Below are 10,708 nucleotides of genomic sequence, written 5' to 3' on the forward strand. Positions count from 1 at the left end.
YTACCAAAGCTCATCCTAACCAAGCGCCCCCGCGCCCTGCCCCATGCGGCTCCGTTCCCCGTCGATGTCCGAGTTGCACGCGTTCGCCACGGCGGCGCGGCTGGGCAGTTTCACGCGCGCGGCGGAGACGCTCTGCGTGACCCAGGGCGCCATCAGCCGGGCCATCGCGCGCCTGGAAGAACACTTCGGCCAGCCGCTGGTCCATCGCAACGCACATCGGCTGACGCTCACCGAGGCGGGACGAATCTATCTTGAGGCCGTGGCTGGCCCACTGGCCGCCATCGAAGCCGCCAGCGCGGCGATGCTGCAACGGGATCAGGCCCGGCAGCACMACCTCACGCTGTCAGCCGTCCCCACGCTGGCGAGCGTCTGGCTCGTGCCGCGCCTGCCCGACTTTCACCGYCGACACCCCGACATCCGGCTCGACTTCGTGCCCTATCGCCGCAACGAGGATCTCTCCGGGCCGTCGCCCGATGCGGCGCTGCTCGCCGGCGTGGCCGACAAGTGGCCGGGTCTGCAAGTCGACTATGTGATTGGCCGCGAGATGGTGCCGATCTGCCACCCCGCACGGGCCCACGCACGGCGCGCGGCGGGAAGATGGCAGCACCCCGCCGATCTGCTCCAGGAACCGCTGCTGTTCCACACCACGGCGCCCGCCAATTGGCAGCACTGGCTCGAAGCAGCGGGCGTACCCAGTGCTGCGCCCCGACTGGCCACCGGCTTCGATCAGGTGTCGATCCTCGTCCAGGCAGTGAAGGCGGACATGGGCGTGGCGGTGCTCCAGCGCTGCCTGGTGCGCGACGAAATCGCCGCCGGCGCAGTGGTCGCACCTTTCGATCTGCCGATCCGGCTGCAGCGTGGATACTTCCTCTGCGCCCCGAAGGAGCGGCGCGACCATGTGGCGCTGAATTGCTTCCGCGCATGGCTGTTGGAGGTGGCGAAGGAGGATGAACTGGATAGATGAGMTYTCCTAAGCCAAGGGAAAAAACATCCATCCCGCCCATCTACTCCAGCCTGATATTCCCTGCACAAATAAAAAAGCCGGCTCAACGCCGGCTTTCATTCATCCARGTAACCAACCGTACCTACTTCGTACACTAGGCCGCCTTCTTCGCCAGCCCCAGGTACGTTTCGATCACCTTCGGATTGCTAGCCAACTCGGAAGCCGGCCCTTCCATCGCCATGTCGCCGGTCTCGATCACATAGGCATAGTCGGCCACCTGCAACGCGGCGCGCGCGTTCTGCTCGATCAGCAGCGTCGCTACGCCGGTCTCGCGCAGGTTGTGGATGATGTGGAAGATCTCCTTGACGATCAGCGGCGCCAGCCCAAGGCTGGGCTCGTCGAGCATCAGCAGTTGCGGCTTGGCCATCAGCGCGCGGCCCACCGCCAGCATCTGGCGCTCGCCGCCTGACAGCGTGCCGGCGTCCTGCTTCGCCCGCTCTTTCAGCCGGGGAAACAGCCCGTAGACCACCTCCATCTGATCGAGGTAATTGCGCTCGCCGGCCTTCTTGCGACGGAACGCGCCCAGTTGCAGGTTGTCCTCCACCGTCATCGACGCGAACAACTCGCGCTTCTCCGGCACCAGGCACATGCCGCGCGCGACGCGCCCCTCCACCGGAATGCCCGCCATGTCATGGCCGAGGTAGCGCACCGCGCCGTTCGACGATCCACTCACCGGCAGCGCGCCCATGATCGCGTTGAGCATCGTGGACTTGCCCGCGCCATTCGGACCGATCACGGTCACGATCTTCCCGGCCTCCACCTTCAGGCTGGCGCCATGCACCGCCTCGACCTTGCCGTAGCGAACATGCAGGTCATCGACTTCCAGAATCAGATTCATCTCATATCCTCACTCGACGCCGCCCAGATAGGCTTCCAACACAGCCGGATTCTTCTGGACCTCCTCCGGCACGCCCTCGGCGATGCGCGTCCCGAACTCCATCACCACGAGGCGATCGGTCAGGTTCATCACGAAGTCCATGTCATGCTCGACCAACAACACGCTCATGCCCTCGCCCTTCAGCTTCTTCAGCAGCTCGGCCAGCGCCTGCTTCTCCTTGTAACGCAGGCCGGCCGCTGGCTCGTCCAGCAGCAGCAGCGCCGGGTCGCAGCACAGCGCACGCGCGATCTCCAGAATGCGTTGCTGGCCCAGCGCGAGGCTGCCGGCTTCCATATACATGCAGTCGGCCAGCCCCACGCGCTCGAGCTGCCGGCGCGCTTCGAACAGCAGCTTCTGCTCCTCGGCCTGATTCATGCGGAGAATCGCCGCCGCCACGCCGCCCTGGGGGCGGAARTCGCCGCGCAGGTGCGCGCCGATGGCTACGTTTTCGAGGACCGTCATCGTCGGCAGCAGGTGCACGTGCTGGAAGGTCCGGCCCACGCCGCGCTTGACGATCTCGCGCGACGGCAAGCCCGAAATCACCTCACCGCGGTACCGCACCTCGCCCCGCGTCAGCGGCAGCACRCCCGTGACGAGATTGAACGTGGTGGACTTGCCGGCGCCGTTCGGCCCGATCAGCCCGATGATCTCGCCGGCGCGCACCTGGAAGCTCACGTCGTTCACGGCCACCAACCCGCCGAAGTGCTTGCGCGCCGCACGCACGTCGAGGATCAGCTCGCCGGCCTCGGGCTTCTGGCGCACCGGCAGCGGCTGGGCATCGTCMGGCGCCGTCACCGGTGGCCCCGACGGGAACAGCCGGCGCAAGAACGGCCAGATGCCGTCGCTCGCGTATTGCAGCAGCAGCACCATCAGCACACCGAAGACAATGATCTCGAAATTGCCCGTGGAGCCGAGCAGCTTCGGCAGCAGCCCCTGCAGCACGTCCTTGAGGATGGTCAGGATGCCCGCGCCGAGCACCGCGCCCCATACGTGGCCCACGCCGCCCACCACGGCCATGAACAGGTACTCGATGCCGTAGTTGAGCCCGAACGGCGTCGGGTTCACGGCGCGCTGGAGGTGCGCGTAGAGGAAGCCCGACACGCAGGCCAGCACCGCCGCCACGACGAAGATCACCACCTTCATCCAGGCGGTGTTCACGCCCATCGCCTCGGCCATCGTGCCGCCGCCCTTGAGCGCACGGATGGCACGGCCCGGCCGCGAGTTCAGCAGGTTCTGCATGGCCAGCACGGCGAGCAGCACCACCACCCAGATCAGATAGAACATCGAGCGCCCGGACTGCAGCGACACACCGACGAACGACAGCACCGGCACGCCATTCAGGCCGTCGTACTTGCCCAGGAATTCAAGGTTGCCAAACAGGAAGAACAGCGAGAGCCCCCAGGCGATCGTCGCCAGCGGCAGGTAGTGGCCCGACATCCGCATGGTGATCAGCCCGATCACGTAGGCGCAGGCCATCGTGATGCCCAGCCCCACCAGCAGCCCGAACCACGGCGACAGGCCGAACTGCGTCGTCAGGTAGGCCGTGCTGTAGGCGCCCAGGCCCACGAACGCCGCCTGCCCGAACGAGGTCATGCCGCCGACGCCCGTCAGCAGCACCAGCCCGATCGCCACGATGCTATAGAGACCGATGTAGTTGCCGAGCGTGATCCAGAACTCGGGCGTCGGCAGCACAGGCAGCAAGGCCAGCACGACGACGAACAACATCGTGAAAATACGATTGCGCGTGGCGGCTGGGGTGCGCGCCTTCGTGCGAGGGTGGATGATCTCCACCGGCTTGTCGGCCACGGGCTTCTCGGTCAGCAGTGTCATGGCTTACTCCTCTTCCTCGACATGCTTGCTGGTCAGCGAGCGCCACAACAGCACCGGGATAATCAAGGTAAATACGATGACCTCCTTGAACGCGCTGGCCCAGAAGGACGAATAGGATTCGAGCAGGCCGACGAGGATCGCGCCGAGCGCGGCCACCGGATAGCTGACCAGCCCGCCGACGATGGCGCCCACGAAGCCCTTCAGGCCCACGAGGAAGCCGGACTCGTAGTACACCGTGGTCAGCGGCGCGATCAGGATGCCGCACAGCGCGCCCATCGCCGCCGCCAGCGTGAACGACAACCGCCCCGCCTGCGTGGTGCCGATGCCGACCAGCCGCGCGCCGAGCCGGTTCACGGCCGTGGCACGCAGCGCCTTGCCCTGGAGCGTGCGCTCGAAATAGAAGTACAGCGCGCCGATCAGCAGCGCCGACACGCCCACCACCCACAGGCTCTGGCCCGAGACGCTCAAGGTGCCGATGTCGAAGCGCGCATCGGAGAACGCGCTGGTACGCGAGCCCTCGGCGCCGAACATCACCAGACCCAGCCCCACGAGCGCGAAGTGGACCCCCACGGAGACGATCAGCAGCACCAGCGTGCTGGCTTCGGCCAGCGGCTGGTACGCCAGCCGGTACAGCATCGGCCCGAGCGGAATCACGATCAGCAGCGTCAGGGCGATCTGCGCGAGCATCGGCAGCGGCTGCCCGCCGTACTGCTGCACGACAAGGTGAACGGCCAGCGGAAACACGACGTACTTGCCGGCCAGCACGGCCAGCCGGCGCGGGGCGGTGCGGCGCAGYTCGGCACTGCGCAGCACGGTCACGCACTCGTAGAGGAACGTCAGCACGCCCATCGCCAGCAGCAGCCACGTGGTCTGCGGCGCGTGGCCGGCCTGCATCGCGGCGAGCGTCAGGGCGCCATACGCCACGAACTCGCCCTGGGGGATGAAGATGACGCGCGTCACCGAGAACACCAGCACCAGTGCCAGTGCCAGCAGCGCGTAGATGGCGCCGGAGGTGATGCCGTCCTGCGCCAGGATGGCCGCAATCGAGAGGTCCATTGTCTCCCCGTGTCTGGGAACGTGTCGTGGAAGGAGGTGCGGCGTTACCAGCTTGGCGGCGCCGCCCTCCTGAACAGGGTCATGCGGGCATCATCACAGGATCCGGCGGACAAAAAAAGGGCGCATGGATCGCCATGCGCCCTTTTTTGCCTCGTGACTCCGCGACTTGCTCCGTACCGCCGGTCGAATGCCGGCTTACTTCGTTTGCAGCTTCCACTTGCCATCCACGATCTGCACCATCACGCGCGCGCGCTGGTCCATGCCGAGGTGGTCGGTGGGGCTCATGGTGATGATGCCGTGCGAGACGGGCAGGTTCTTGGTCTGCTCCAGGGCGTCGCGCAGTGCCTTGCGGAATTCCTTGGTGCCGGGCTGGCCCTTCTTGAGCGCCTCCGGGATTGCGTTCTGCAGCAGCAGGCCGGCGTCCCAGGCGTGGCCGCCGAAGGTCGACACCTGGCCGCCGAAGGCCTTCTCGTAGGCGGTCTTGTAGGTCACGGCCGGCTTCTTCACCGGATTGCTGTCGGGCAGCTGCTCGGCCACCAGCAGCGGACCAGCCGGCAGGAACGTGCCCTCGCAGTCCTTGCCGCAGACGCGCAGGAAGTCCGGGTTGGCCACGCCGTGGGTCTGGTAGATCTTGCCCTTGTAGCCGCGCTCCTTGAGCGTCTTGGCCGGCAGCGCGGCCGGCGTACCCGAACCAGCGATCAGCACCGCATCGGCGTTGGCGCCCATCATCTTGAGCACCTGACCCGTCACCGAGTTGTCGGTGCGCGCAAAGCGCTCGTTGGCCACGACCTTGATCTTGCGCATCTCCGCCACCTTGGCGAATTCCTGCGCCCAGCTTTCGCCGTAGGCATCCGCGAAGCCGATGAATGCCACCGTCTTCACGTTGTTGTTCGTCATGTGCTCCGCAATGGCAGTGGCCATGTGCGAGTCGTTTTGCGGCGTCTTGAAGACCCAGGCGCGCTTGGCGTCCATCGGCTCGATGATGCGGGCCGAGGCGGCCATCGAGATCATCGGCGTCTCGCTCTCGGCGGCGATGTCGACCATCGCGAGCGAGTTCGGCGTAACCGTGGAGCCCACCACCACGTCGACCTTGTCCTCGCTGATAAGCTTGCGGGTGTTCTTGACGGCAGTGGTGGTGTCGGTGGCGTCGTCGAGCACGAAGTACTCGATCTTCTTGCCCGCGATCTCCTTGGGCAGCAGCGTGAACGTGTTCTTCTCGGGAATGCCGAGCGAAGCGGCAGGCCCGGTGGCCGATACGGTGACCCCCACCTTGACCTGGGCACTGGCCGCCCCGGCGAACAGGCTGGCGGCGGCAAGGGCCATCACGCTGGCGCGCTTGAATGTCATCTCGTCTCCTTCGGTTCCAAAAAAGGAAAAAGGCATCCGCCGGCTTCCGGCCGGCGGATGCCCTCAGTTCTTGGTTTGGCCCGTTTTTCGGGCTCTATGGCCGGCGCAGCGCTGGCACCAGCGTCAATGTCGGGAACTTCGAAGACCGTCCCTTTTGATTTTCCCGTCCTGCGCGGTTTACCCCCGGATTGCGCAGTTGCATTCCCCGACCGTGCGGTCGGGAATGCGAATCGAGTCTAACACAGCGATTTCGTACGAAAAGGCGGGATTAACCCGCAGCGGCGCGGGCGCAACAGTCAGGGTCGGCCGGGAAAGCCGGCCAGTAGCGGGATTGGGGTCGATGCCGAGGTCAGCCGAGCTGCTTGGGCGTCGGCACGAGGCTGCGGTGCAGGAGCCCGTCGGCCCCGGGGGCGAAGCCGCGCGGCGCGGCTGCGGGATCGGCCAGCAAGCCGGGCGCCAGCCACACCTGCCGGATACCATGCGCGCGGCACCAGTCGGCCAGCACGTCACAGCAGGCGGCGAGGGACGCCGTCGAAGCCGCCGGATCGTCCAGATCGGCCGGCCCCCACCACTCCGCCGCCAGCGCAACGCGGCCTCCGGTGGACAAGCTGTGGATAAGTGTCACCGGTAGCAGACCATGCACCGTGTTGGGGCTCGCCTCGCCGCCCGGGTTTCCGGCATCGGCGATGGCGCCATCGATAAGACAAAGCCCCTGCGCACCCTGCGCCAGGAGTGCTTCCAGCGACAGCCTGCGGGCGCGGGCCTCGGGTACGGCAAGCGGCGCGCGGGCCATCAGCCAGGCGTCGATCAAAGCGGCGTCGGCAGGGGTGCCGACCCGCACGAGCCCTTGTGGGCGCGAGGAATGCGGGGATGGGTGATCCATGGACAGGAAGGACGGTCGGGAGATAAGCCTGGCGCGCCAGCGGGCGCTACAAATCAAAAAGGCGCTGCCAAGGATCACCTGGCAACGCCTTTTCATTGTATTGGCTGCTGCTACCCGACACCGGGTGCGCGCCTGTCGTCTCCTCGCTTCCGCCTCCATTTAACCTGCGAAAACCGTATATGCAATGTAACGAAGCGGTGCGTATGAAACAAGCTAGCAGAAACCCTAGCCCCAAAAGCGGGCATGTCGGCCTGTCATCACTCGCATTTTTACTACTTTTTGCGACTCGTCAGCGCGATCAGCTCGCCCATGATGCCCCGGCGGAACGTCAGCACGCAGATCACGAAGATGATGCCGGTGACCATCGTCACCGACTCGCCGAGCGCGTTGAACCAGGAGATGCCGGTCAGGTGCGCCAGGAACGAACCGATGTCGCCAAGCTTGTTTTCGAGCGCCACCACCACGAAGGCGCCGACGATCGGGCCAGACAGCGTGCCCAGGCCGCCCACCAGCGTCATCAGGATCACCGAGCCGGACATCGACCAGTGCACGTCGGTCAGCGTGCCGAAGCCCAGTACCAGCGCCTTGATCGAACCCGCCAGCCCGGACAGCGCGGCCGAGATCACGAAGGCGAGCAGCTTGAAGCGATCGACATCGTATCCAAGCGAAATCGCGCGCGGCTCGTTCTCCTTGATGGCCTTGAGAATCTGGCCGAACGGCGAGTGCACGGTGCGTACGATCAGCGCGAACGCGGCGACGATGATGGCCAGCGCCACGTAGTACAGCGTGATGTCCTCGGAGAGCGAGAGCACGCCGAACAGCTTGCCGCGCGGAATGCCCTGCAGGCCATCCTCGCCGCCCGTGAACGGCGCCTGCAGGCAGATGAAGAACAGCATCTGCGCCAGCGCCAGCGTGATCATCGAGAAATAGATGCCTTGCCGTCGGATGGCCAGCGAGCCGACCACGTAGCCGATGCCGGCCCCGGTCAGCGTGCCGAGGATCAGGCCCACTTCCGGCGTCACGCCCCAGACCTTCATCGCATGGCCGGCCGCGTAGCCGGCGCCGCCGAAGAAGGCCGCGTGGCCAAACGAGAGCAGCCCGGTGAAGCCGATCAGCAGATTGAACGCGCAGGCGAACAGCGCGAAGCACATCACCTTGAGCACGAACACCGGGTAGGCGCCCGCCATCGGGGCCACGATCAGCCCCAGCAGCAGCAAGCCGTAAAGCACCTTCTTCTGCACACCCACTCCGTTCCTGACGGTTCCGGTGCTCACAGGCACCGCGGTTTGTCCGGTTTGTCCGCTCATCACTTCTCCCTCCCGAACAGGCCAGCCGGGCGCAGCAGCAGCACGATCACCATGATGAAGAACACCACGGTGGCCGATGCCTCAGGATAGAACACCTTGGTCAGGCCCTCGATCACGCCGAGGCCCAGGCCGGTGAGGATGGAACCCATGATCGACCCCATGCCGCCGATCACCACCACGGCGAACACAACGATGATCAGGTTCTGGCCCATCAGCGGCGACACCTGGATCACCGGCGCCGCCAGCACGCCCGCGAAGGCCGCCAGCGCCACGCCGAAGCCGTAGGTCAGCGTCACCATCAGCGGCACGTTGACGCCGAAGGCTTCCACCATCTTGGGGTTCTCGGTACCGGCCCGCAGGTAGGCACCGAGCTTGGTCTTTTCGATCACGAACCACGTGGCGAAGCAGACCACCAGCGAGGCGACCACGACCCAGGCGCGGTAGTTCGGCAGGATCATGAAGCCGAGGTCGGTGGCGCCCTGCAGCGCGTCGGGCGGCGAGTACGGCAGGCCSGAGACGCCGTAGATCGAGCGGAACACGCCTTCGATCACCAGCGTGATGCCCAGCGTCAGCAGCAGCCCGTAGATATGGTCGAGCTTGTAGATCCAGCGCAGCATCGACTTYTCGATGATCACGCCGAGCACGCCGACGATGATCGGCGAGAGCGCCAGCATGACCCAGTAATTGAGCCCGGCGTACTCCATGCCCGCCCAGGCGAGCAGCGCGCCGAGCATGAACAGCGCGCCGTGTGCGAAGTTGATSACGTTKAGCAGGCCGAARATSACGGCCAGCCCRAGGCTCAGCATCGCGTAGAAMGCRCCRTTGACSAGCCCCAGCAGCARCTGGGACAGCATGGCGGGTAGAGGAATTCCGAATATGTCCATTGGCGTCGAGTGCCTGAGTGTCTATCCCCTCCCCCGCCAGCGGGAGAGGGGCGCAAAACCAATGCTTACTTCTTCAACATTGCGCACTTCGACTCGGCAACCGTCGTGAAGGCCTGGTCACCCGGGATCGTTGCCACGACCTTCAGGTAGTCCCAAGGCTTCTTCGATTCCGCCGGCGCCTTCACCTGCATCAGGTACATGTCGTGGATGTTGCGGCCGTCGGCGCGGATCTGMCCCTTGTTGTAGAAGTCGTTGATCTTCATCTTCTTCAGCTCGGCCATCACCTTGTCCGGATCRTCGGTCTTGGCCGTCTCCACCGCCTTCAGGTAGGTGCTGACCGCCGAGTAGTCGGCTGCCTGCAAGCTGCTCGGCATCTTCTTCATCTTGCCGAAGTAGCGATTCGCCCACTTGCGGGTGTCGTCGTTCATGTCCCAGTACCAGCTGTCGGTCATCAGCAGGCCCTCGGTGTTCTTCAGGCCCAAGCTATGCACGTCATTGATGAACATGAGCAGACCAGCGATCTTCATATTCTTCGTGATACCGAATTCCTTGGCCGCCTTGATCGAGTTGATCGTGTCGCCACCGGCGTTGGCCAGGCCCAGGATCTGCGCCTTGGACGATTGCGCCTGGAGCAGGAACGAAGAGAAGTCCGATGCCGACAGCGGATGGCGCACGGAGCCAACCACCGTGCCGCCATTGGCCTTGACCACGGCGGCGGTGTCGGTCTCGAGCGAGTGGCCGAAGGCGTAGTCGGCGGTCAGGAAGAACCACGACTTGCCGCCCTGCTTCACCACCGCGCTGCCGGTGCCCTTGGCCAGCGCTACCGTGTCATACGCGTAGTGCACCGTGTACGGCGAGCACTCCTCGTTGGTCAGGCGGGCCGTGCCGGCGCCGTTGTTGATATAGACGCGCTTCTTCTCGGACGCCACCTTGTTCATGGCCAGCGCCGTGCCGGAGTTGGTGCCGCCCAGCAGCATGTCCAGGCCCTGCTGGTCCATCCACTCGCGCGCCTTCGAGGCGGCGATGTCGGCCTTGTTCTGGTGATCGGCGGACATCAGCTCGATCGGCTTGCCCAGCACCTTGCCGCCATGGTCCTCGATGGCCATCTTCACCGCTTCCAGGCCGCCCGGGCCGTCGATGTCGGCGTACAGGCCCGACAGGTCGGTGATATAGCCAATCTTCACGGTGTCGCCCGACACCTGCGCCGATGCCCCCGTGGACACCGCGCCCAGAACAGTCGCCGCCACAGCCACGGCCAGCCGAGTCATCTTCATGTTTTGTCTCCTGAGTTTCGGCAGCGTGCTCACGCCACCCGTTCCTGCCACCATCAATCGAGTAACCCGCACGCACGAGGGCGCGCGCGGATCAGACCCCAAGCAGTTCGTTCAGCACCGGCATCTTGGCCTGCAGTTCGGCGGCGGCGAAGCGCTCGACGATCTGCCCGTGCTCCATCACGTAGAAGCGGTCGGCCAGCGGCGCGGCGAAGCGGAAGTTCTGCTCCACCATCACCACCGTGTAGCC

General features: G+C 65.4%; 9 protein-coding genes and 1 pseudogene. 1 reads left to right on the plus strand and 9 read right to left on the minus strand.

Going from position 1 to position 10,708, the window contains the following annotated elements:
• Positions 1–43: 43 nt before the first annotated feature.
• A complete protein-coding gene (locus AB4Z27_RS17205; protein ID WP_441644881.1) occupies positions 44–964 on the plus strand; it encodes a LysR substrate-binding domain-containing protein in 921 nt (306 codons plus the stop codon).
• Between the two features lie 133 nt (positions 965–1,097).
• Here the strand turns inward: AB4Z27_RS17205 and AB4Z27_RS17210 are convergent, their stop codons facing one another.
• The 9 genes and pseudogenes from AB4Z27_RS17210 to AB4Z27_RS17250 all read right to left on the minus strand — a co-directional run.
• Positions 1,098–1,841: an ABC transporter ATP-binding protein gene (locus AB4Z27_RS17210; protein WP_092300369.1), complete on the minus strand. Its 744-nt coding sequence runs from the start codon at positions 1,839–1,841 to the stop codon at positions 1,098–1,100.
• A gap of 9 nt (positions 1,842–1,850) precedes the next feature.
• Positions 1,851–3,605, minus strand: a complete 1,755-nt coding sequence (locus tag AB4Z27_RS17215) for a branched-chain amino acid ABC transporter ATP-binding protein/permease (RefSeq protein ID WP_441644883.1) — start codon at positions 3,603–3,605, stop codon at positions 1,851–1,853.
• Between the two features lie 108 nt (positions 3,606–3,713).
• Positions 3,714–4,766, minus strand: coding sequence for a branched-chain amino acid ABC transporter permease (locus tag AB4Z27_RS17220; protein ID WP_092300375.1), 1,053 nt, complete (start codon positions 4,764–4,766; stop codon positions 3,714–3,716).
• A 195-nt stretch (positions 4,767–4,961) separates the two neighbouring features.
• Positions 4,962–6,113, minus strand: coding sequence for an ABC transporter substrate-binding protein (locus AB4Z27_RS17225; RefSeq protein ID WP_092300378.1), 1,152 nt, complete (start codon positions 6,111–6,113; stop codon positions 4,962–4,964).
• Between the two features lie 349 nt (positions 6,114–6,462).
• The gene (locus AB4Z27_RS17230; protein ID WP_255370966.1) at positions 6,463–7,074 is read right to left on the minus strand and encodes a hypothetical protein; all 612 of its coding nucleotides are present in this window, start codon (positions 7,072–7,074) and stop codon (positions 6,463–6,465) included.
• A 194-nt stretch (positions 7,075–7,268) separates the two neighbouring features.
• Positions 7,269–8,303 (minus strand): branched-chain amino acid ABC transporter permease, encoded by a 1,035-nt coding sequence (locus AB4Z27_RS17235; protein WP_369823531.1) that lies wholly within the window; start codon positions 8,301–8,303, stop codon positions 7,269–7,271.
• A complete protein-coding gene (locus AB4Z27_RS17240) occupies positions 8,303–9,187 on the minus strand; it encodes a branched-chain amino acid ABC transporter permease (protein ID WP_092300384.1) in 885 nt (294 codons plus the stop codon). The genes AB4Z27_RS17235 and AB4Z27_RS17240 overlap by 1 nt, the downstream gene beginning before the upstream one ends.
• A 65-nt stretch (positions 9,188–9,252) precedes the next feature.
• A complete protein-coding gene (locus tag AB4Z27_RS17245) occupies positions 9,253–10,461 on the minus strand; it encodes an ABC transporter substrate-binding protein (protein ID WP_092300387.1) in 1,209 nt (402 codons plus the stop codon).
• Between the two features lie 91 nt (positions 10,462–10,552).
• Positions 10,553–10,708, minus strand: a pseudogene (locus AB4Z27_RS17250) (ABC transporter ATP-binding protein); the annotation flags it as partial.

Source organism: Cupriavidus sp. KB_39 (assembly GCF_052114485.1).
GTDB lineage: Bacteria > Pseudomonadota > Gammaproteobacteria > Burkholderiales > Burkholderiaceae > Cupriavidus.